The sequence below is a fragment of the Corynebacterium sp. HMSC074C04 genome (assembly GCF_001838295.1).
Lineage (GTDB): Bacteria > Actinomycetota > Actinomycetes > Mycobacteriales > Mycobacteriaceae > Corynebacterium > Corynebacterium amycolatum.
The window spans coordinates 1-21,010 of sequence record NZ_KV836272.1; the positions used below are offsets into that span (position 1 = coordinate 1).

Below are 21,010 nucleotides of genomic sequence, written 5' to 3' on the forward strand. Positions count from 1 at the left end.
TGTTTTACCCACAAGTAAACAACATTAAACAAGGGTTGGTCCGGTCGGCGGCGGAAGCCGTACTTGCCGGTCTCGCAGGAACTAAAGGGTAAGGGGTATCCGGGCGAATGGGCACAAGCGTGTCTGCTCAGCGAATCGCCTGGTTGGCGCCTTTCGCTGCTTATCCCAATGCGAGTTACTGACTGCCTTTGTGGCTGTCAGGGGCGGGTCGATGCGGGGCTAGTGAGTGCGTTTATGGCGGCGGCTGAAGGCTAATCGAAGTTACTGACTGCGTTTATGACAGAAGTAGCGCGAAAAATGGCTTTAAAGTGTCATAAAGTTGCACAGTTTCAGATTTGCAGCCCGTATCCACGCATGCTGCCCGCGTTCACAAGTATGGCCTCCAATCGCGTGCACAATCCGTCCATCACAATTACAGCCCCAGTTCACACGCAAAACCCACAAACGCATTCGCAACTACGTCCAACTCGGTCCAAACATGCTTCGACAGCGCACAGGTTACCTTCGATAGTGCCCCAGTTATCCCCGTTATCGATCGCTGCAAACAGGCCAGTACCTGTATAAATTAGCCAATACTAAACGATTGGAAGAACCCTGCCCTAAATATTGCGTAATTTCATAACGTATTTACTTGTTAAATAGGGAACCCTAAGCTAATGTTTCACAGGTAATGATTACCTAAGTAAGTGATTGGGTAACGGCGTCTAAGTGGCGTTTGTTTAACAATCCTACTGTGACCGAAGGGATGCCTTTAAGTGGCGCGTTCTAACTCCGGCCGTATTCGCAATATCGTAGTTGCATCTGTTGCGAGCCTTGGACTTGTTCTTGGTGCTTGTTCTACTGATGCCGGTAACGAGGATAAGTCTGCAGCTGCAGGCAACGAGTCTACTATTACCGTTACTGATAATCATGGTGAGCAGACCGTACCTGCCGAGATTGACTCTGTTGTGGCCACGGATAACCGTTCCTTCGAGATGCTCGATCAGTGGGGTATTAAGCTGGCTGCAGCTCCTAAACCGATTATCCCGTTCACGGTTTCCGACTACAAGGACAATCCTGACGTTCAGGACATCGGCAATCACCGCGAGCCGAATCTCGAAATTGTTGCTGCTGCTGACCCGGACCTGATTGTGAACGGTCAGCGTTTCGGCAAGTACTACGATGACCTGAAGAAGCTCGCTCCGAACTCCGCGATTGTGGAGTTTGAGCCGCGCGAGGGCAAGCCGCTGGACGAGGAGCTCAAGCGGCACGCTAAGGGCCTGGGCGCCATCTTCGGTAAGGAGAAGGAAGCCGATCAGCTCATCGCAGACTTTGACAAGGCTCTGGAGCGCGCTCGCAAGGCTTACAACCCGGACGTGAAGGTCATGGCGCTGAACTCGTCGGGCGGCACCCTCGGTTACATTGCTCCGACTGTTGGTCGTACCTTCGGCCCGCTGTTCGACCTGATTGGCATGAAGCCGGCGCTGGAGGTCGACAAGGCCAGCGATGACCACCAGGGTGATGAGATTTCCGCCGAGTCCATCGCTGAGGCAAACCCGGACTTCATCATGGTGCTTGACCGCGATGCTGGCACCTCTGTCCGCGGTACCGATGAGTACCGTTCGGCACAGTCTGTGGTCGAGGAAGCCGCTCCGCTGAAGAACGTGAAGGCAGTCAAGGAGGGCAAGATCTACTACGCCCCAGAGGACACTTACACCAACGAGTCCATCATCACGTACACGGAGATTCTGAACGGGCTTGCCGACGCCTTCGAGCAGGCCTAATAGTTCTCTGACCAGTCACAGGAGTACCTCACCAACTCTATGCAGAAGTTACTGGATTCCCGACTAGCCATCGGGATTGCCTTTGTGGCAGTCCTGGTGGCTATGTCGCTGTTTGTAGGCCAATACGACATCCTGGGCGCCGACGACGGCTGGGAGATGTTCGCCACTACGCGTATACCGCGCACCATTGCACTAGTGCTCTCGGGTGCCGCGATGGCGATGTGTGGCTTGGTCATGCAGCTACTTACGCGCAACAAGTTTGTCGAACCCACCACCACGGGAACCACGGAGTGGGCTGGTCTCGGCCTGATTTTCGTGATGTATTTCTTTCCTTCGGCCTCGATGCTTGGCCGGATGGGCGGGGCAATCATCTTCGCTTTCATCGGCACGGCAGTGTTCTTCCTGTTCTTGCGCCGTGTCGCTTTGAAGTCAAGTCTGGTTGTGCCCATCGTGGGCATCATGTTGGGTGCGGTAGTCAGTTCGATTTCGACTTTCTTTGCGTTACAGACGGACATGCTGCAGTCGCTAGGCGTGTGGTTCGCAGGCTCTTTTACTGCCATTTATAAAGGGCAGTACGAATTCCTGTGGCTGGTCGTCATCGTGGTTGCAATCGTCTTCGTATTCAGCGATCGGTTAACGGTTGCGGGGCTTGGTGAGGACATTGCCACCAACGTCGGTCTGAACTACAAGCGAATCGTGTTCCTGGGAACGGGGCTGATTGCAATCGCAACAGGTTTGGTCACCGTCGTGGTGGGCAACCTCCCATTCCTGGGGCTCATCGTCCCGAATATCGTCTCCATGTTCCGTGGCGATGATCTGCGCTCCAATCTTCCCTGGGTATGCCTGGTGGGCATTGCCATTGTGACGATTGCGGACCTGATTGGCCGCGTCATTATCGCCCCGTTCGAGATTCCGGTATCGGTGATTCTCGGCATCCTGGGTGCTGCCACCTTCGTCTATCTGATTGTGGAGCGGCGTCGTGCTTAATCTCAGTTCAACTCACACGGTGGCCGACCAGGCCGGGCCGCAAACGACGTCGTTTAGCACGGCCGCCGCGGCGCGCAGGTACTGGATTATCATTGCTGCGCTGGCGGGCCTGGCGGTGTTGTTTACCGCGGGTCTGCTCGCATGGGACAACCCGTTGCCGTTCGGCACGGAGGGCTTTTGGCTGATCGCGCGTCGGCGCCTTGACGCCGTGATTGCCATGATTGTGGTTGCCTGCTGTCATGCAATTGCGACGGTGGCGTTCCAGTCGATTGCGAATAACCGAATTATTACGCCGTCGATTATGGGCTTTGAAGCGCTGTACGTGGCTATCAGTACCGCCGCGGTCTACTTCCTCGGCGCGACGGGTCTGATGAAGGCCGGCTCGGTTGGGGCGTTTGTCCTGCAGCTTGCACTGATGGTGGGGCTGTCGCTGGTGCTGTACGCGTGGCTGCTGACCGGGCAGGGTGCGGATATGCACAGCATGCTGCTGGTGGGCATTGTCATCGGTGGCGGGTTGGCCTCGGTATCGACATTTATGCAGCGCATGCTGACACCCTCGGACTTTGACCTGTTGACGGCGCGGTTGTTCGGTTCTGTCAACAACGCTGATCCGGAGTTTTTCCCGGTGGCGATTCCGCTAGTGGTAGGGGCAATCGTTGTGATTGCGCTGCATTCGCGGGCGCTGAACGTGATGTCGCTAGGCCGTGCGGTTGCGACGAATCTGGGCGTGAACTACCAGGTTCGGTCGATCACCGTGCTGGTCGCGGTGTCTGTGTTGATGGCCGTATCGACGGCCATGGTCGGCCCGATGACATTCCTCGGCTTCCTGGTTGCGACCATTGCGTACCAGGCTGCTGATACCTATGACCACCGCTTTGTGCTGCCGATGGCGGCGCTGATTGGCTACGTCACGCTGGCCGGCGCGTATTTCATTCTCAATCACGTTTTCTACGCCCAGGGCGTGGTGTCCATCATTATCGAGCTGGTTGGCGGTTCGATCTTCCTCTACGTCGTTTTGAAGAAGGGACGGCTATGATTCTCCTCGACAGTGTGCGCAAGAGCTATACCAGTGAGGTGTCGATTGGCCCGGTTGACCTGGAGATTCCGACTAACTCCATTACGGCATTAATCGGTCCTAATGGTGCGGGTAAGTCTACGCTCTTGACTATGATTGGCCGCCTCCTGACCGTCGACTCCGGCGACATCAACGTCGGCCCGTACAACGTGGGCAAGACTAAGTCGAAGGACCTGGCCAAGGTGCTGTCGATTCTGCGCCAGGACAACCACTTCGTCACGCGTCTCACCGTGCGCCAGCTGGTCAGCTTCGGCCGCTTCCCGTACAGCCAGGGGCGTTTGACCGCCGATGATGAGCGCATCATTTCCCAGTACATCGAGTTCCTCAACCTTGAGACGCTCCAGGGCCGCTACCTCGACGAGCTTTCCGGTGGTCAGCGTCAGCGCGCGTATGTCGCAATGGTGCTCTGCCAGGAGACGGATTACGTGCTTCTCGACGAGCCGTTGAACAACCTGGACATTTCCCATTCGGTCGACATCATGTCGTACCTGCGCACGGCAGTGCGCGAGTTGGGTCGCACTATGGTGGTGGTGTTGCATGACATCAATTTCGCGGCTCGCTACGCCGATTACATTTGTGCGGTGAAAGACGGCCAGATCGTTGAGCACGGCCCAACCGCGGAGCTGATGCGTTCGGAGATTCTAAGCCCAATCTTCAACACCCAGATTGACATCGTCGAGGGGCCGCACGGCCCGGTCGCCTGCTACGGCTCTTAAGCCAATTCCAGGCCGGGGCCACGCAGCCGATACAATCTAGCCCCATGACTATTACTGCTGCCGTTGACGGTTCCGCCCTCCACAACCCCGGACCTGCCGGGTGGTGCTGGTATATCGACGACAGCTGCTGGGCCGCCGGCGGATGGAAAGAGGGCACCAACAACCGCGGCGAGCTCACAGCACTTGCTGAGCTGCTCCGCGCCACCGCTCACATCCCCGATGAGCCACTGTTCGTCCTGTGCGATTCGCAGTACGTGATTAACTCTGTCACTAAGTGGATGCCGGGGTGGAAGCGCAAGGGCTGGAAGAAGCGCGACGGCAAGCCCGTCCTCAACGTGGATATCTTGCAGGACATCGACCAGCTGCTCGTTGGTCGCAACATTCATCTCGAATGGGTCAAGGGCCACTCCGGTCACGACATGAACGAAGCTGCAGATCAGCGCGCACGCGCCGCTGCCACCGCGTATCAGAAGGGTACGGCCGTGCCGGAGGGGCCAGGTTTCGGCGGTGCAGGTGGAAGTAGTACTAGTGCGGTCAGCCGCGCCCAAGCCAACAGCTCGCACTCGAAGAGCGCGCCCGCCGCTTCCGCCGCGCCTTCTTCCGACTCCAAGGCGCCCAAGACCGCAACCTTCGAGCAGGAAGGCCTTTTCGACCTCGCCGCCGACACCACCGTGACAGCCGAGGACGCAGCCAAGGAAGCGCTCACCGTTTTCCGGCGCGCCGCACGTCGCGCTGAGCAGGGCAATGCTCGTGCACTCAAGACATTGCTTAACGACGCCCTGGGCGCCGACCTCCCCGTGCCAGACGGACTTTCGGATGCCGCGCATGAGCTCCGCGTCGAGGGCACTACCGCCGCCGCGCAGTTCATCACCGACGACTGGGTTGGCCTGGCAGTTTGGGATTTGTCCCAGGCAGTGGGGAAGGCCACAGGTTCCGCGCGTTTAGTGGGTTGGAATGTGGGCAGGTCTTAGCAGTAGTATGAAAGTTTGGTCTTTTAGGTAGGCCGCCAGGCAATCCGGGGTTACTGGTAGCCTGAAAACACATAAATTCTTTTATTCATTACATATAAGGAGCTCCGACTTCATGGCTGAGCACGAAGGTCCTCGTTCCGGCGAAGGCCGAGGAAATCGCGGAAACCGCGGGTCTAACCGTTCCCATGGTCGTGGCGAGGGCGGCTTTAACGGTCGCAACCGCAACGATCGTCGTGGACAGGGTGGTGGCCCAGGTGGTCGCGGCCGTGGCGGTCACGGTGGTCATGGTGGTAACCGCGGTTCCCGTGGTTCGCGGGGCTTCCGTCGTGATGATCGCGATGATCGTGACTTTAACCGTGGCGACCGCAATGAACGCGGTGGCCGTGGCGGTCGTGGCTACGACCGCAACAATCGCGATGATCGTAATGAGCGTTTTAACCGCGATGACCGTGGTGGTCGCGGTGGCCGCGGTTACGACCGCAATGATCGTAACGAGCGCAACGACCGGGGCGACCGCAATGATCGTCGCGGCCCGGGCGGACGCGGCGGCCAGGGAGGTCGCAACTTCGACCGTCGCGGTGGTAAGCCACGTCGCTCCAATCGCGGTGGCCGCTTCCAGGATGAGAAGCGTACGCACCGCACTGGTCCGCAGCGCCCAGGTTTCCGCGAGGAGCGCATTGAGGCCCGCAAGAACGAGCCGAAGTTGCCAGATGATATTCGCGCAGACGAGCTCGACCCGAGCGTGCGCCAGGATCTGAAGAGCCTGGCTAAGGACAACGCCGATAAGGTCGCTCGTCATATGATTATGGCCGCAATCCTGATGGCTGAAGACCCGCAGCGTGCCCTGGAGCATGCCCGCGCAGCGAAGGACCGTGCTGGTCGCGTCGGTGTCGTTCGCGAGACCGCTGGTGTCGCCGCTTACCACGCAGGTGAGTGGAAGGAAGCCCTGGCGGAGCTGCGGGCTGCTCGCCGCATCTCCGGTGGCCCGGGCATGCTCGCGGTCATGGCGGACTGTGAGCGCGGCCTCGGTCGCCCGGAGAAGGCCATCGAGCTGGCTCGCTCCGAGGAAGCCAAGCAGCTGGACAACGAGTCCAAGACTGAGCTAGCTATCGTCGCCGCAGGTGCTCGCCGCGATATGGGCCAGATTGATGAGGCTCTGGTTGAGCTGGAGACCCAGGATCTGAACCCGGACCGCGAGGACTTCGAGGCCGCTCGTCTGTTCTACGCTTACGCTGATGCGCTGGTCGAGGCCGGCCGTAAAGACGATGCCAAGGTGTGGTTTACCCGCTGCGCCAAGATTGATGCCGATGAGATGCTCGATGCTCGCGAGCGCATCGAAGAGCTGAGCAAGTAAACAGCCCAGCTGCCCGGCTCGCACAACCAGCCACCGCTGACGCAATCCGGCTGCGCATCTACAATTCGTCGTAAAGCGTTCCTATTTCGTAAAAGGAGAAATGCACCTCATGGCTTCTGTCGCTTCTTCCTATGATGCCGCTCTGCTGGATCTGGATGGCACGATTTACGAAGGTGGCGCGGCGATTCCGAACGCGCTGGAGGGGCTGACCGAGGCGGCGCTGCCGATGGTGTTTATTACGAACAACGCCTCGCGTGCGCCGCAGACGGTGGCGGATCAGCTCAATGAGCTGGGCTATGACGTTCACGCGGACGATGTGATGACGTCGGCGCAGGCGGCCATCGAGATGGCGGCGGAGGTCATTGAGCCGGGCTCGAACGTCTTCGTATTGGGTGCGGAGTCGTTTAAGCAGTTGGCTCGTGAGGCGGGGTACAACCTCGTGGATTCCGCTGATGACTACCCCGCGGCGGTGTTCCAGGGGCTCAACCGTGAGATGACATGGAAGCAGATGTCGGAGGCGGCGCTGGCGGTGTCGCGAGGTGCGCGCTACCTGGTGTCGAATTTGGATACGACGCTGCCGTCGGAGCGCGGTTTCCTGGTCGGCAATGGTTCGGTTGCTGCGGCGATTTCGACGACGACTGGAGTGGCGCCGCTGTCGGCGGGTAAGCCGAAGCCGCCGATGTTCATTAAGGCGGCGGAACGTGTGGGCGCGAAGAATCCGCTGGCTATCGGGGATCGCCTGGATACCGACATCGCGGGCGGAAATGCTGCGAAGATGGACACGTTTATGGTGGTCACGGGTGTTTCCACGCATATGGATGTCGTCGCAGCGCCGCCCGAGCACCGTCCGACGCTCATCGGTGCTGACATGACCGCGCTGAATCGAGAGCTGGATCAGGCACGTCCGGCTCCGCAGTCTGGTTTCACCGCGCGTTACGACGACGCGGAGGCCGGTGTCATCGTTCTTTCTGGCGGTGACACGGAGGATCCTCGGTTGGCGAACCCAGCGGAGGCCGCGGTGGCGGCGCTGCTGACGGTCGCGGATGTGGTGTGGAACTCTGAGGCTGGTCGTGCTGGCGCAGTCGAGGTCACGCAGGTCCGCGCAGAGGGCCCGGCTGCTGAGGCGGCGCTGGCTGCCTGGCGGAAGTGATAGCTGATGAGCGAGATCGCACCGAAGCCTGGGCAGGGGCCGGGGCAGGAGTCTGGTCCCGTGCCGGGGCCGAAACCGGGTCCCTCTGCTGCACCCAGCCCGGCGGCAATGCCCGGTGCGCGCGAGGTAACCCCGGAGGACGTCCGGGAGCAGGTTGCGGCTGCACTATCCGCACCAGCGCCGACTCCGCAGGAGAGAGTCGCACAGTTCGAACGGGCGCATGAGATTTTGTATGAGGCCCTGGGCTCGTCACGCAGGGAAGGAAAGTGAACGCGGTGGCAAAGAAAGCTCCTAAGCGCAGGCTCGATGCGGAGCTGGTGCGAAGGAAGATTGCTCGCTCCCGTGAGGCGGCAGTGGACATGATTAAGGCCGGTCGAGTCGAGGTCGGTGGTTTTGTCGCCTCCAAGCCCGCGACTGCGGTGACAGGGGACGTGTCCATTCGCGTCAGTGGCCTGGAAGAAGACGAGAACTGGGCGTCGCGCGGGGCTCACAAGCTGCTCGGAGCACTGGAAGCGTTCGAGCCGCAGGGCCTGGACTTGAAGGGCCGGAAAGTGCTGGATGCCGGTGCCTCGACAGGCGGTTTTACCGATGTGTGTCTGCGCCGCGATGTTAATACCGTCTACGCCGTCGATGTCGGCTACGGTCAGCTGATTTGGCGCCTGCAGGATGACCCACGGGTGGTTGTGCTCGACCGAACTAATGTCCGCACGCTGACCCCGGAGATCCTCGGCGGCACGGCCGATGTCATGGTCGGCGACCTGTCGTTTATCTCTCTGAAGCTGGTCCTGCCAGCAATCGTTTCCTGCCTCGACGAGGGCGCTGACCTGCTGCCGATGGTCAAACCACAGTTCGAGGTAGGCAAGGAGCGCCTTGGCTCCGGTGGTGTTGTGCGCAGCGATGCGCTGCGTCAGGAAGTTGTCCAAGAAGTCGCCGAGTACGCCCGCACTCTGGGGCTGTCCTTCCGCGCAGCTGTGGCCAGCCCGCTTCCGGGTCCGAGCGGCAACGTGGAGTTCTTCCTATGGCTGGTGAAAGACGGTGGCGCCAGCGATATTGGTGATGAGGCTATGGCTGCGGCCATCGCTAAGGCCGTTGAGGAGGGGCCGCACAATGACTAGCTCACCGACCGGCTCACCGACTAGCGCGAAGACTCACTCACGGGAAAGCAAGCCCAAGACCAGCGCCGGCAAGCGCGAGATCCTGCTGGTCCCGCACACTGGCCGTAGCGCCAACCTGGAAATGGCCGCCGAGGCGGCCGAGCTGCTTGAGGCCGCGGGTATCGATATCCGCGTGCTGGCCGGTAAGAACCCGGAGGCGTTGGCCGCGCACCCAACGCTCGGTAAGTACCCGCGCTACTGGCACTCGCCGCAAGCAGCGTCGGGATGCGAACTCGTCCTCGTCCTGGGTGGCGACGGTACCTTCCTGCGTGCCGCAGATATCGCGCATTCGGCTGACCTGCCGGTGCTCGGTATCAACATGGGACACGTGGGCTTCCTCGCCGAGTGGGAGCAGGAGTCCATGACGGAGGCGATTAGTCGCGTCATCAAGCGTTCCTGGCGAATCGAAGATCGCATGACCATCCGCGCCACCGTCCGTGACACCACCGGCCGCGTCATTGGTTCGGGTTGGGCACTGAACGAAGTCAGCATCGAAAACGTCAACCGCCGTGGCGTACTGGACGTCATCCTGGAAGTCGATGGTCGCCCGGTGAGTTCGTACGGCTGCGATGGCGTACTGATTTCCACGCCGACAGGCTCCACCGCGTATGCCTTTTCCGCAGGTGGTCCCGTACTCTGGCCAGAGCTCGACGCAATGCTCGTCGTGCCCAACAACGCCCATGCGCTGTTCTCCCGCCCGCTGGTGATTTCGCCGCATTCGACCATCGCGATTGAGACCAACCACGACACCGCCGAGGCTGTCGCGGTGCTCGACGGTTTCCGCAACATCACCATGCCACCGGGCAGTCGCATCGAAATCGAGCGCGGCGCGCAGCCGGTGCGCTGGGTGCGTCTGGACGATCAGCCGTTCGCCGATCGTCTGGTGCACAAGTTCCGCTTGCCGACGTCCGGGTGGCGCGGCCCCGCCGAAGCCCAATAGCCTTTTACCCACGGCAGACAAGACCCAACTTCAAGGGAAGGACTGATTGCAGGCGCCATGCTGACTGAGATTTCCATCCGCGACCTCGGCGTTATCCCCGACGCGACGCTTGAATTCAGCCCAGGCCTGACCGTGCTCACAGGTGAAACCGGTGCGGGTAAGACTATGGTGGTCACCAGCCTCAAGTTGCTCTGTGGCGCGCGTGCCGACGCCGGCCGCGTGCGCACCGGCGCCGACAAGGCCCTGGTGGAAGGTCGCGTTTCCACCGAACACCTCTCGGAGGAAGAGTCAATCACCATCGATGCTGTGGTCGCCGAGCTCGGCGGCGAGCGCGATGAGAATGACGAGTACCTGCTTGCCCGTCAGGTCTCCGCGAAAGGCCGCTCCCGTGCGTGGGTTGGCGGCCGCAGTGCGTCGGCTGCGGCGCTGGCGGATGTCTCCACGCGCCTGATCGCGATTCATGGCCAGAATGATCAGCTGCGCTTGCAAAGCGCTGATGAGCAGCGCGCGGCCATAGACCGCATGGATGCCGAGACCATCGCGCCGACGCTGGAAACCTACCGTCAGCAGCGCGCACACTGGCGCACCCTGGTCAAAGAACTGGAAGAGAAGACCTCGAAGCGCCGCGAGTTGGCCATGCGTGCCGACCAACTCAGCTTCGCCATCGAAGAAATCGACGCAGTCTCGCCCGAACCAGATGAGGACCAGGACCTGGCCTCCCAGATCCGCCGCATGCAGGACCTGGATGGTCTCCGCGACGCTGCAGCCGTGGCGCTTGCCGCCATCGATGGCGCCGCCGCCGTGAGCACGACCGGTATGGATGCCGCCACCGAGGACTCCGGTGCTGCCGAACTGCTCGGTGCCGCCGCAAACGAGCTCGCCGGCGCCAACGACGAGGAACTCACCGAGTTTTCGAACCAGCTCAATGAGCTGACCAGCCAGCTCTCCGAGATTTCCGCCGGTCTCGGCGCGTTTCTTTCCGGCCTGCCGGAGGAGACCGAGTCGCTGGACAAGCTCATGCAGCGCCAGGTAGAGATTAAGAATCTAACCCGCAAGTACGCCCCGGACATCGCAGGAGTCCTGGCCTGGCGGGATAAGGCGGAGCGCAAGCTCGCCACGCTGGATGTCTCCGGCGAAGCCCTGGATAAGCTCACTGCGGAGATCAAAAACGCGGAGAAGAAGCTCGGCACCACTGCGCGGAAACTCTCCAAGGCCCGTGCAAAAGCCGCAAAACACCTGGAACAGGCCGTGACCAAGGAACTCAATGGCCTGGCCATGCCACACACCTCGCTGGTGGTGGAGATCACCAAGGCCGACACCTTTGGACCCGCTGGCGTGGACAATATCGAGTTCAAGCTCCGCGCCCACGAAGGTGCCGAGCCACGCCCGCTGGCCTCATCCGCATCCGGCGGTGAGCTCTCCCGCATCATGCTGGCATTGGAAGTTGTCCTCGCCGAAGGACAGGCCGGACACACGATGGTTTTCGATGAGGTCGATGCCGGTGTTGGTGGGCGCGCAGCCGTGGAAATTGGCAAGCGCCTGAAGCAGTTGGCGGTGAATAACCAGGTGATCGTCGTCACGCACTTGCCTCAGGTGGCGGCGTTTGCGGATACCCACTTGGTGGTCAGTAAGGATGCGCGCTCGGGTGCGGTGTCGTCGAAGGTGACGAGCCTGGGCGATGAGGAGCGGATTGACGAGCTCGCGCGGATGATGGCGGGCTTGGACGATTCGGACTCCGGACGTGCGCATGCGCAAGATCTTCTGGATCAAGCTCGGCGCGCCTTCTCAGCCAAGTAGTTGCACTTATGTTTCACTAAGTGCCATGAGTCTGTTCTCTCGGAACGAAAAAGATCTTCCTGGCATTTCGGGGACTGTGCGGGACGGTTCCCGTCTGGATCGTGCGCTCAAGCGCATGGGCGAAGGCGACATCGTGGTGATTGATGCGCCGGATATCTCGCGTCCACTGGCACAGCAGTTGATTGATGCCAAGGTCGCCGCAGTGGTGAACACCGGCGCGTTTACCACGGGTTTTGTGCCGAATTACGGCCCGCAGATGATGCGCGACGCCGACATTGCGATGGTGCAGAACGCCGGCGCCGAGGTCTTCGAGAAGCTCAAGGACGGCAAGAACGCAAGGCTTCACGACGGCAAGCTCTACCACGGTGACCGCCTGATTGGGCAGGGCGACGAGGTCGACCAGGACGAGCTCGAGCGCGCCTTCGATGAGGGCCGCACCAGCATGGTCGACCGCCTGGAGGCGCTTTCCGGCAACTTGGTGGAGTTCGCCAAGACCGAATCCCCGCTGTACATCGATGGCCTGGGCATTCCGGACGAGACAGAGCCACTGCGTGGCCGCAAGGTCGTTGTGGTCAGCCCTGGTGAGGGACACCGCAAGACGCTGGAAGACTTAAAGAACTTCATCCGCGAGTACGAGCCGCTGCTCATCGGCGTCGACACCGGTGCCGACACGCTCTTCGACCTGAAGTACCAGCCGGACTACATCATCGGTGATCCGGAGAACATCAACTCTGAGGCGCTGCGGTCTGCCGGTTGCGTGATTCTTCCTGCCGACCCGGACGGTCACGCGGTAGGCCTTGAGCGCATTCAGGACCTCGGCATTGGCGCCATGACGTTCCCGGCGCTGTCCGATTCCGCCACTGACCTGGCGCTGGTGTTCGCCGCGCATCACGACGCCGACATGGTCGTCTCCGTCGGCGCCCCGCAGAACATCGACAGCATCTACCACGCTGAGAACCAGAGCGGCGTGCCGTCGGCGTTGCTGTCGCGTTTGAAGGTCGGGGAGAAGCTTGTCGACGGTCGCATGGTCGCCGACCTCTACCAGGTCAATAGCCGTGGTTTCGGTGTGGCCTGGGCGATTCTGGCTATCTTTGTCGCCGTTGCGGTGATCTTCGCTATCGCTGGTACCTCCGGCGATGGTTCGGTGAGCGAGAATTTGATTGATACCTGGAACTCCATTGCACTGTGGTTCCAGGGGCTGTTTAAGTAGTTTTAGCGGTATCTTGAGCATTGTGAACGCCTGAGTTTTCAGCTGTTAGTGCTGATTGAGGCGTCGGCGAAAGGAAAAAGGGACGGGCGATGGCGAAGAAGCGCAGGAGCGGGAAGTTTACAGCCGGTGTGACAGGCGCCGCCCTCGGTGTGGCGGCAGGTGCTGCGCTGGGGGCTTATGTGCTGAACCCCGCTGGTGCTAGCATTGATTTCGGTACCGGTGCCGCCTCTGAGCGCGATGCTGCCGTCGCGCGCGCTGATGCGCAGCAAGCGCGTGCCGATGAAGCCAATCGCATTATCGAGCCCATCGTCGGGGAGATCGTCAAGGATTCACTGAAAGATGTGCCTGTTCTTGTTATCGCGACTCCCGATGCCACCGATGAGCAGCTTGCAGGGGTTTCCGAGACCCTGCGCGCTGCTGGTGCCCCGGATGCGGGCGTGTTGAAGTTGACCGATAAGTTCCTCTCCGCTGCTGGTGCGGATGAGTTGAAGGACACGGTTTCTACCTCTCTGCCGGCTGATGTGCAGTTGGACCCGGAGCGCCGTGAGCCGGGCCGCCAGGCTGGTCAGGCGCTGGCTCCGGTGTTGGAGCTGGATAAGGATGGGGGAGAGCGAGCTTCCGCTACCGACCGAAAGCTACTGCTGGAGGCCCTGAAGGGCGGCGGTTTTGTCGAGTACGAGGAGGGGACTCTACGCCCGGCTGCTGGCATTGTGATTGTTGGTAATCACGGCACTGTCTCGCGCGCTGCGATTGATAAGGGCGAGGACCCGGAGTTCGGTGCTGGCCTGGTTGCTGATTTGGCGGTGGCCCTGGCTGAGGGCTTTGGTGCTGGTGACGATGCTGCTGGTCACGTTGTGGTGGGGACGGACGGCTTCGGTAAGAAGGGCATCAGTGCTCTGCCTGATGAGCGCTGGGGCGCTGACCCTGCAGTGAAGCGTGTGGACGCGGTGTCGGATGCTGCGGGGCAGGTTGGGGTTGTTGGGGAGTTGAAGAGGTAAAAAACACATGGAAGTTAGTCGGGAAACGGTAGAGCGGCTTTTCAAGTTCTCTTCTGACAGAAAGTGGGAGGTTTTCCATACTCCTGAGAATCTTGCTAAAGCGATCTCAATTGAGTCTGCTGAGTTGCTCGAGCTTTTTCAATGGGATGCAGAATATGAAAAAGCTGACCTCGAGGATGAGCTTGCAGATGTGCTGAGCTACTGCCTTTTACTGGCTCGTAGGGCTGAAATCGATCCGAATGAGGCGATTGCGAAGAAGATCGCCTTAAATGAAGTGCGCTATCCGCGTAGTAAAAGCACGGGAAGCTCGCTTAAGCACGACAGGTTGTAACGTGACCAAGAGAAAACTGCTTCCAGCGCCAAGGGCATTTGTTGAACAAGTCGACTACGCAAGTAGTGGCATCGACGAGCTAAAGGGTAAAGATACTCCTTACCGCCATTTTATTATTGACTACCCTACGGTCTACATCATTTCATTGCGGGATAACAAGGGATCGTATCGAGTCTATGTGGGGGAAACGAACTCGATCGTCCAGCGAACGACCCAGCATCTCGAGGGAGATACAAAGGCATCTAACTCCAAGCGAAATCTCTGGATTGATTTACGTGATGGCGTTGGAACCCAGATGTACGTGATTGGGCACTCTCTATTTAATAAGTCGTTGACTCTGGATATTGAGAATCGACTTATGCAGTACTTGCCTAGCAACGAATCGGTGAAGTCTGCCAGTGAGACCAGTGTTGCTACTGAGAATGCGCGAACAAATGCGCAAGGTGATTACTTCACCAAAGAACATTTAGACAAATCTTTCACCCAGATTTGGTCTAAACTACATGCTCTGGATCGACATCTATTTCCAGCTGAACGTATTATTCGCGAATCTGCACTTTTTAAAGCATCACCTTTCCATGAGCTAACTAGAGAGCAGTCTGATGCAAAGTTTGAGATAATTAATGCAGTTGTAGATCAAATGCAATCAATCGCTGACTCTAGGCTGATTATGGTTTCAGGCGCTGCTGGAACTGGCAAGACAGTATTGCTTAGCAGTGTTTTTTATGATTTGAATCAAAAGCTCCCAGCTATTGAAGAACGTCTTGGGAAATCGACCCTTGACGCGTATATGCTAGTCAACCACGATGAGCAAGTTACTGTTTATCAGCAGGTTGCTGAAAAACTCGGCATTTCGAGTACTAAGAATCTTAAAGTCATGAAGCCGACATCCTTTATCAATCATCGGAATCCTGGGGAAAAGGTGGATGTCGTTCTAATCGACGAAGCTCATTTGCTGTGGACACAAGGAAAACAGTCGTACAGGGGTAAAAACCACCTTAAAGATATTCTGGAACGTGCACATGTAGTGGTAGCAGTGTTTGATCGTGACCAGATTCTTGCCGCAAATCAGGTGTGGGAGCCGGCGGATTTGGAATGGATGGAGCAACGAGTCGATAAAAATATTGATTTAAAGCTTCAGATGAGGATGCTTGCTTCGGAGGATACCATTCAGTGGGTACGCTCTTTTGTCGATGACGGTATTATCCATAAAATTCCGAAGGATAATAAATATAGTATTAAGATTTTCGATGATCCTAACCAGCTTTACGAGTCAATTAAGGACAAAGCTTCGAATGTAGAGGAAGGATTGTCCAGGTTAATAGCCACTTATGATTGGCAGTTCTCGAGTGCTCGCCCACCTGCGGAGAATGAATTCTGGCAGGTTCGAGTCGGTGATTTTTCAATGCCATGGAACAATCAAAAAAAGAGTACTGAGAAGAAGACTGCAGGTCTGCAGCTGAGCTGGGCAGAACGCCCACAAACTATTGATGAAATTGGTTCTATTTTTACTATCCAGGGTTTTGACCTGAACTATGCTGGTGTCATTATTGGTCCCTCTGTCAAATACCGTGATGGAAAGATTATCTTTGATCCATCTGAATCGTGGAACCCAAATGTAAAGAATAAACGAACGTTGAAAGACGGTTCGAAACAGTCGTTCGCTGAAAAGCTGCTGAAGAATCAGCTTAATGTCTTACTTACTCGAGGAGTACACGGGCTACATATCTATGCTGTGGATCGCGAACTTCGTGAAGCGTTGGCTGCTGCCGCATCTGGAATAGGGGATGATTAACTGGGTTCGGTCTCGGCATTTTTAACTTGCCGAAGAAGTACGGCATTTCTCTGTTTCGCGTTCGTAATCGTTTCAAGGGGGGGGGGGGGGGGACTTCCATGGCTAGCGAATAGGGAATTGAAACTGAGTTGTAGCCCTCTGCCGAATTGCTAGTATAAGGGCTCTTCGCGTTTTGGAGTGCGTAGTTGACCACAGAGCCCGGTTCGGGGTGGCACAACATGTAGGGGTCCTGGCCGGTACAAGACGAGAGTTACTACGCTTCCATCCGAGCGAACCAGAACCCTACTGTGCAGCCTAGTGGCAACCTCGTCGCAGACACCATCTGCCGCACGGCAGAAATCGGCTTGACGATCACCGGAGCCGCCGACGCTGGAACCTTCACCATCATCGACGCCGCCCCGGTCGCTGTCGAGGGGCGCTGCCCCGACTGCACCCAACGCGGGAAACTGCGTGATCACACTGTCCGCCGACTGGTTGACCTGCCGGTCGTGGGGTTTCCCACCCGCCTGCACGTTCGTGTCCTCCGATTCACCTGCACCAATCAACAATGTCGGAGGAAAATCTTCCAAGCCTCCCTCAACTGCGCCAATGACGGGGCCAAGCTCACCCACCGGGTGACCGGCTGGATCCTCCAGCGACTGGCCATCGACCGGATGAGCGTGGCCGCCACCGCCAAGGCCCTCGGGGGTGGGATTTGGCCAATCAGGTCGCTGTGGACGCCTGCCGACAGCTCGTCTACGACAACCCCTCCCATCTTGGACGGGGTGCGCATCCTCGGGGTGGATGAGCACGTGTGGAAGCACACCCGAAAGCCAGGCCAGCCGTCCAACCTGGTGACGATTCTGGTCGACCTCACCCCGCTGGCCGATGGCCGTGGGCCGGCCCGACTACTGGATATCCGCCCAGGCCGCAGCGCGGACGTGCTGCGCACGTGGCTGCAGGAACGTGACCCGGGCTTCCGTAGCCAGGTGCAGGGGGTGACCATGGACGGCTTCACCGGCTACGCCACCGCCGTCGACCAGGTACTGCCCCAGGCGAGGAAGGTGATGGATCCGTTCCACGTTGTGCATCTGGCAGCGGACAAGCTCACTGGCTGCCGGCAGAGGCTCCAACGTGAGACCACGGGGCGTCGTGGACGCAAGGACGATCCGCTGTACAAGCACCGGCGGACTTTGCTGACCAGGAGGAACTACCTCACCGAGCGGCAGAACAGGCGGCTGGACCTGTTGTGGGCCACCGATGACGAATACGTGGCACTCGAAATCACGTGGATGTTCTAACAGGACATGATCCAGGCCTACGGGCACCCGAAGAAATCGGAGGGCAAGAAGTTGTTGGAACGGATCATCAACACCCTGCGTAAGGGCGTGCCGAAAGGACTGGAGGAACTGGCCCAGCTGGGTCGGACGTTGTGGCGTCGGCGCGAGGATGTGCTGGCTTACTTCGACATCCGGGCGTCCAACGGGCCGGTCGAGGCGATCAACGGCCGGCTAGAGCATCTACGGGGGACCGCCCTGGGGTTCCGCAACCTCGACCACTACATCTTGCGGTGCCTGATTCACTCCGGGCAGCTGCACACCCGGATTAACGCACTCTAAAACGTGAAGAGCCAAATTGCCCTGGAACTTGGTCGGTAGGTGTCTCCTCGCGCTGTACAGCCAAAATGCGTGCATACCGAGTGTTTAAAGTTCAGACTACGAATAGATTTTTGAGAAGATGCCTAGCAGTTCTTCAATGACGTCGTCGGCGTCAGCGTCATGAATTTCTCTAAATTTCTCAAGATTCGTAATTTGCTGGCAAAAATTGATTGCTCTAGCAACCTTGTCAGTATTGGTATCGGTCTTGCAGTAGCTCTCCAGATCCCCTCGTTTTAACACGTAAACGTTTTCGGCCGCGAGTTTGGCAATAACTCTATCAATTGTCGCTCTAATCTCTGTGGAGGTCGGATTTTTGAGGTGTTTTACTCTTTCCTGGCTCTGTCCGATGCTAAAAAGTTCATCGAGTGTCGCAACAATTTTTCTAGCCGATGCCTCGTTTGGCGTAGATTTCCAGGTTGAAAACTCGTCCTGTGCTTCCTTCCAAAGGTCTTTAGCTGGTTTCCGAGATACTATTTTTTTGATTTTCTTACTGTTTGGAAGTGTGCTCCCGGTGATACCATCATTGATTACTTTCATCAATTTTGAATGTTCATCCACAATATCTCGATTATCCGTGAGCTGGTTGAAACCATGTTCTAGTGCATCAAGGTCTGTGATCACGTGGATTGGGATATTGAAATTCTCAAAAAAGGATCGATATCGTCGAATATTTCCTTTTCCTTCAATCTTGACAAACATGATGTTCTTTTCTACGTGGTCCCAGTCGGAATTAATCAGTTTCGCGAGGTGAGGATATGTGAAAGTATCGCTATCGCCTTCGACAAGCACTACCTTGTCTGCGAAGAATGCAGCCTCATTATTTTCATGGGTAATCAACTGATATTCGTCTCGACGGTTAGCTGAAAAATCAGCAGAACTCACAACAACGCCGTCATCAGTCTTGTGGATGCGGGAAAATCCGCTAGTGCCGGGACGAAAAAATCCGGGGGAGTGGGTAGTGACGAGTACTTGGTGCTCGTGTGAAACAGTTTCGAGAGCAGCCATTAATTGGCGTTGAGCCCGAGGATGTAGATAAAGTTCTGGTTCTTCAAACAAGAGAATATAGGGTGAAGTTTGTGTTGTTCGGCCTGTCTCCCCCTTTAGTCCCTGACTTTTTATGCTTGCATAAGCACGGAGTAAGGCGAAGAGTATAGTACGTTTTAGCCCGTCTCCTTTACTTGCGACAGAGCCAGTGTGACCGTCGTTCACTAGTAGATTTGTTTCGCTTAAAAGCATCGATAGAGTTGGAGGGGGCACCTCCATTTGTAGGGATACTCCTGGGAAACTTGCTTGGACAAAGCGTTGGATTGTGGACTCGATTTCGCGTACAGCTGGCAACCTGGCGTCGATTTTTTTGCCATCTTCGCTGATATAGCGGTTAAGTTTCTGATGCACGACTTTGAATTGTTCATTTATGTCCTGAAATTCTTCAGAGACTTCATTGAACAATAGCTCCAATAATTTGCCAAAGGTGGAAGTTCCAGTTGTTTTAGTTTCAGTCGTGACGTCTTTGACGGCCTCGATATAAATAACTGAAGGAAATAGCGGCCTAACCGCCTGTGAAATTCCTGTTGGATAACGGGTCGGAACTTCTACTAATTTATCCTTAGGCAGTTGCGCAACTATTGTATTCGCAGCGGCGAGAATATCGGCCTGTGTTGGGGAGTTCTTTAAACTTTCGTCTAACTCCGGGAATAGTTGAACAGCAGCTTCGCGCAGTGCAGCTCCTTTTTTGCCCTTCATGGTTTTTTTGATTGAATTTGGACGTAAAGATTCATCTTTGGGTTGCAGATCCAGGTAACCTGACTCAGGCTTCTCTCCTAGCTGCTGCTGTCGAATTATTGTGATGGCGCCTTGCCGGATGATTTCTCGTACTCGATCACGGTGCTCTGAACTTACCCGTTCGAGGTCATAATCATCGATTTGTTCTATTGTGAGTTCTACCTTGACGGACTCGCCTGGGTTATGAAAGTCATCAGGAGTTAGTTTTCGTTCCTCGAGAACAAATTGAATTGCGTGTAAAACTGTCGACTTACCTGCGTTATTTTCGCCGATAAGGCATCCTAATTGGTTTAAAGGTATGTCTGTGCTGGAGTGGGCTCTAAAGTTTTCAATTTTGACGGAAGTAAGACGCAACTGTTTTCCTTTACTCTTTCCTGACGGGTATAATCCAACCCGAATGTAAGCTCATCGTCATGTTACTACGTCCTTGGGCTGGGTTATAGACGATTTGGGTTTTGGATTATCCGCTGCATGTATCGCGTGTTTTGGTGCTCTGGGTTTATGGTATGCCGACCGATTAACGAGTGAAGGTATGGGAGTGGGGTTTTGGTATTGCTACTGAAGTTCTTCAACCTGGGGGTCGGTAACGCCGTCGAGGCGATGGTGTATTTGCCAGGCGACACCTCCCGGCCGCACCCTTGTGTTTGAGTAACGCGTAAACGAGGTTGTGCTAACGCTTCGGTAAGGCTATGAGGGGAAAGCGTTTGTGTTGGCCTTTTAACGCCTTTATGATGGCCTTCAGTTACGGAAAACAGTTTTAGTGGTCTCGGTTTTCGGGAACTGGATTAGTATTCGTTGATATTGCCTTGACGAGCCCCTCGACTGAATCTTAGGTGGGGGCGACACCTGAGACCGTACGGTGCGACTGGGTGTCGTCAAGCGGAGCTATTGACTCGGTTTTGGCGCGGATCAAAATTTTTATCCCATGCTTGTCTAAGGATTAAGGCGTGGCGTTGAAGAGTTTTCGACCTATTAGCTATAGAAAATGTCGATGGTGGACATTGCGTATGCAACACGCACAATTGACGCAGTTCCGGCCAATGAAGAAGCTGCTGCGCTGCTGAAAGTGCAGTTAGGTGCGCCTTTGCTGTGTGTCCGGCGCCGTGCATTCACGCTGGACAGAGTGCCGATCGAGGCCTCCGATGACCGCTACTTAGCAAGTAAGGCGAACTTCTCAGCGACGACGGCGCGGGGCAATGCGTCCCCAATCTCGCTGCAGGCTGGGGAGGGCGTGCGGTAGGGGATTTTGAGGTGTAGTAGCGGTAGTATCCGGATTCTCCTGGCGGAAGGTGCCGCTCCGAATGCCTCTCATAGAAGGTGGCAGAGGATTCTTAATTCAACATCGCGCGA

17 protein-coding genes and 1 pseudogene are annotated in these 21,010 nt (G+C 57.1%); 17 read left to right on the forward strand and 1 reads right to left on the reverse strand.

The window, feature by feature from the left end; translation table 11 throughout:
* Positions 1-755: 755 nt before the first annotated feature.
* From HMPREF3011_RS04360 to HMPREF3011_RS04435, 16 genes and pseudogenes are all read left to right on the forward strand, one after another.
* Positions 756-1,763: a siderophore ABC transporter substrate-binding protein gene (locus tag HMPREF3011_RS04360; RefSeq protein WP_070549823.1), complete on the forward strand. Its 1,008-nt coding sequence runs from the start codon at positions 756-758 to the stop codon at positions 1,761-1,763.
* A gap of 39 nt (positions 1,764-1,802) precedes the next feature.
* Positions 1,803-2,750, forward strand: a complete 948-nt coding sequence (locus HMPREF3011_RS04365) for an ABC transporter permease (protein WP_070841206.1) — start codon at positions 1,803-1,805, stop codon at positions 2,748-2,750.
* The gene (locus HMPREF3011_RS04370; protein WP_070841207.1) at positions 2,743-3,786 is read left to right on the forward strand and encodes an iron chelate uptake ABC transporter family permease subunit; all 1,044 of its coding nucleotides are present in this window, start codon (positions 2,743-2,745) and stop codon (positions 3,784-3,786) included. The genes HMPREF3011_RS04365 and HMPREF3011_RS04370 overlap by 8 nt, the downstream gene beginning before the upstream one ends.
* Positions 3,783-4,541 carry an iron ABC transporter ATP-binding protein gene (locus HMPREF3011_RS04375; protein ID WP_070841208.1) on the forward strand — a complete coding sequence of 253 codons (759 nt, stop codon included), beginning with the start codon at positions 3,783-3,785 and terminating at the stop codon, positions 4,539-4,541. The genes HMPREF3011_RS04370 and HMPREF3011_RS04375 overlap by 4 nt, the downstream gene beginning before the upstream one ends.
* 44 nt (positions 4,542-4,585) lie before the next feature.
* Entirely contained in the window at positions 4,586-5,512 is a 927-nt protein-coding gene (locus HMPREF3011_RS04380; protein ID WP_048758483.1) for a ribonuclease H family protein, read from the forward strand.
* Between the two features lie 112 nt (positions 5,513-5,624).
* Positions 5,625-6,866 carry a tetratricopeptide repeat protein gene (locus tag HMPREF3011_RS04385; protein ID WP_070841209.1) on the forward strand — a complete coding sequence of 414 codons (1,242 nt, stop codon included), beginning with the start codon at positions 5,625-5,627 and terminating at the stop codon, positions 6,864-6,866.
* A gap of 109 nt (positions 6,867-6,975) precedes the next feature.
* Positions 6,976-8,016, forward strand: coding sequence for an HAD-IIA family hydrolase (locus HMPREF3011_RS04390; protein ID WP_070841519.1), 1,041 nt, complete (start codon positions 6,976-6,978; stop codon positions 8,014-8,016).
* Between the two features lie 6 nt (positions 8,017-8,022).
* Positions 8,023-8,286, forward strand: a complete 264-nt coding sequence (locus tag HMPREF3011_RS04395; protein ID WP_049181197.1) for a hypothetical protein — start codon at positions 8,023-8,025, stop codon at positions 8,284-8,286.
* A gap of 5 nt (positions 8,287-8,291) precedes the next feature.
* Positions 8,292-9,131: a TlyA family RNA methyltransferase gene (locus tag HMPREF3011_RS04400; protein ID WP_038629012.1), complete on the forward strand. Its 840-nt coding sequence runs from the start codon at positions 8,292-8,294 to the stop codon at positions 9,129-9,131.
* The gene (locus tag HMPREF3011_RS04405) at positions 9,124-10,110 is read left to right on the forward strand and encodes an NAD kinase (RefSeq protein WP_141764749.1); all 987 of its coding nucleotides are present in this window, start codon (positions 9,124-9,126) and stop codon (positions 10,108-10,110) included. Before HMPREF3011_RS04400 ends, HMPREF3011_RS04405 begins: the two co-directional genes overlap by 8 nt.
* Before the next feature lie 57 nt (positions 10,111-10,167).
* Positions 10,168-11,907, forward strand: coding sequence for a DNA repair protein RecN (gene recN / locus HMPREF3011_RS04410; protein WP_070841210.1), 1,740 nt, complete (start codon positions 10,168-10,170; stop codon positions 11,905-11,907).
* A gap of 25 nt (positions 11,908-11,932) precedes the next feature.
* The gene (gene steA, locus HMPREF3011_RS04415; RefSeq protein WP_070841211.1) at positions 11,933-13,117 is read left to right on the forward strand and encodes a putative cytokinetic ring protein SteA; all 1,185 of its coding nucleotides are present in this window, start codon (positions 11,933-11,935) and stop codon (positions 13,115-13,117) included.
* Positions 13,118-13,206: 89 nt separating this feature from the next.
* Positions 13,207-14,115, forward strand: a complete 909-nt coding sequence (locus HMPREF3011_RS04420) for a copper transporter (RefSeq protein WP_070841212.1) — start codon at positions 13,207-13,209, stop codon at positions 14,113-14,115.
* Positions 14,116-14,122: 7 nt separating this feature from the next.
* The gene (locus tag HMPREF3011_RS04425; RefSeq protein ID WP_070628517.1) at positions 14,123-14,446 is read left to right on the forward strand and encodes a nucleotide pyrophosphohydrolase; all 324 of its coding nucleotides are present in this window, start codon (positions 14,123-14,125) and stop codon (positions 14,444-14,446) included.
* A gap of 1 nt (position 14,447) precedes the next feature.
* Positions 14,448-16,241, forward strand: coding sequence for a DUF2075 domain-containing protein (locus HMPREF3011_RS04430; protein WP_210401639.1), 1,794 nt, complete (start codon positions 14,448-14,450; stop codon positions 16,239-16,241).
* Between the two features lie 287 nt (positions 16,242-16,528).
* Positions 16,529-17,839, forward strand: a pseudogene (locus HMPREF3011_RS04435) (ISL3 family transposase).
* 96 nt (positions 17,840-17,935) lie between these two features.
* Here HMPREF3011_RS04435 and HMPREF3011_RS04440 read toward each other — a convergent pair.
* Positions 17,936-20,014: an ATP-dependent nuclease gene (locus HMPREF3011_RS04440; protein ID WP_070841213.1), complete on the reverse strand. Its 2,079-nt coding sequence runs from the start codon at positions 20,012-20,014 to the stop codon at positions 17,936-17,938.
* A gap of 631 nt (positions 20,015-20,645) precedes the next feature.
* Between HMPREF3011_RS04440 and HMPREF3011_RS04445 the strand changes: the two genes are divergently transcribed.
* Positions 20,646-20,900, forward strand: coding sequence for a UTRA domain-containing protein (locus tag HMPREF3011_RS04445; protein ID WP_246821417.1), 255 nt, complete (start codon positions 20,646-20,648; stop codon positions 20,898-20,900).
* The last annotated feature ends 110 nt before the right edge of the window (positions 20,901-21,010 follow it).